Source organism: Vibrio sp. Vb0937, assembly GCF_033338855.1.
Genome location: NZ_JAWOTK010000180.1, coordinates 1 through 1,456 on the forward strand (window position 1 = coordinate 1; position 1,456 = coordinate 1,456).

Sequence of the window (1,456 nt, forward strand, 5' to 3'; positions counted from 1 at the left end):
GACTTTTTTTAGATAAGCATCCAGTGCTTCGTAGTAAAGCTGCTGCTTATCACCATAGGTGTTGTAAAGGCTAAAGCGGTTGATATTCAACTCGTCAGTGAGATCAGAAATGGATGTATTAGCAAAACCTTTGCGCCAAAAAACGTCCATAGCGACTAAGAGTTTTTCTTCTCGATCGAAGTTGGCTTTTCTTGCCATATGCGTACCTACCTGAGCGGTTTTTCTCAAACCACTCCTAAACTTATTGAACAACTTTTTGGAAATGAAGTTCTTGACTGATCGTTTATAAACTGGCTACAGTATATCCTAACCAATCGGTTAGAAAAAGAAAAAGGATACAAAATGAAGCTCTATGAAACAGCAATGACTCCAAGTTGTAAGCGAGTTAGCATTTTTTTAAAGGAAATTGGTGGAGAGGTTGAGCGTGTCGCGTTGAACGTGCGTGAGGGCGATAATTTGTCTGAATCTTTCAAGCAAAAAAGCGTGAATGGCAAAGTGCCATTACTGGAGCTAGACGATGGCACAACGATCTGTGAAAGCGTGGCTATTTGCCGCTATCTCGATGAAGCGTTTGAAAATGACTTAGCTCTGTTTGGTGCAAATCAATTAGAACGAGCACAGGTGGAAATGTGGCACCGTGTCGTCGAGTTCCAAGGCCTTTATGCGGCATTCCAAGCGTTTCGCAACATTACGGCGATTTATCAAGATCGTGAAAATTGTGTGGCGGCGTGGGGTGAAGAATCCAAGTCTCGTGTCCTCGAGTTTTTGCCAACCTTAGATAAACGTTTGTCAGAGAGTGAATACATCGCGACAGACCAGTTTTCCGTTGTCGATATTACCGGTTATATTTTCATTGGTTTTGCGGTGAATGGTTTGAGTATTGAAGTCTTCGAGAAGTACCCAAACATCGCTCGCTGGTTTGAACAGGTTTCTGCCCGAGACGCATTCCAAAGCTAATTTTTTCGCAGCGAGCGTTTTCTCTCTCGCTGCATATTGAATGCCAATGACAAAAAGGTATTCAAATACTTCAAGTTTTCTCTTCTTTTTTTTTACTCATCTCCTATAATTATTTTTATATACAACAACCTCAATAGGCTTCAATGCGTTTTAGAGCAGAGTGCTCTTAGTCTGTAGACGTTCTTTTCATTTAGAGATGTCTGGCAAGAGACAAGGAGAGGTTATGAATCTTCAAATCAAAACCATCAACAACGTACTGTTTGCTTCGCTCGTTGTTTCTATCTTTGGTTTAGTTGCGATGTACCTGAACTATACGCAGCAAAGTGATCAAATAGAGCAATTGCGCGGGCAGCTTATCGAAAAAGAAAATCAGATCGTCATTTCAAACGAAGCATTGTCTTACACCCGTTATCAACATCAACTTTTAGCCGAAGACTACAGTCGTTTTAGAGATGAGCAGTCAATAAACAGAGTACTTCGTTAGTCGCTACCAGCGTTG

Annotated in this window: 3 protein-coding genes; 2 read left to right on the forward strand and 1 reads right to left on the reverse strand. The window is 41.2% G+C overall.

What is annotated here, in order from left to right; translation table 11 throughout:
* Nucleotides 1–198: TetR/AcrR family transcriptional regulator (locus R7P67_RS24230; protein WP_318086242.1), on the reverse strand; the 198-nt coding region annotated here is incomplete at its 3' end.
* Nucleotides 199–342: 144 nt separating this feature from the next.
* Here R7P67_RS24230 and R7P67_RS24235 point away from each other — a divergent pair.
* Entirely contained in the window at nucleotides 343–957 is a 615-nt protein-coding gene (locus tag R7P67_RS24235; RefSeq protein WP_005463777.1) for a glutathione S-transferase, read from the forward strand.
* A 223-nt stretch (nucleotides 958–1,180) separates the two neighbouring features.
* Entirely contained in the window at nucleotides 1,181–1,441 is a 261-nt protein-coding gene (locus R7P67_RS24240) for a hypothetical protein (protein WP_015313320.1), read from the forward strand.
* The last annotated feature ends 15 nt before the right edge of the window (nucleotides 1,442–1,456 follow it).

Excerpts from the sequence above, each read along its gene's own strand:
- R7P67_RS24240 (WP_015313320.1), top strand. The coding sequence starts at position 1,181 with ATGAATCTTCAAATCAAAACCATCAACAACGTACTGTTTGCTTCGCTC.
- R7P67_RS24235 (WP_005463777.1), top strand. The coding sequence starts at position 343 with ATGAAGCTCTATGAAACAGCAATGACTCCAAGTTGTAAGCGAGTTAGC.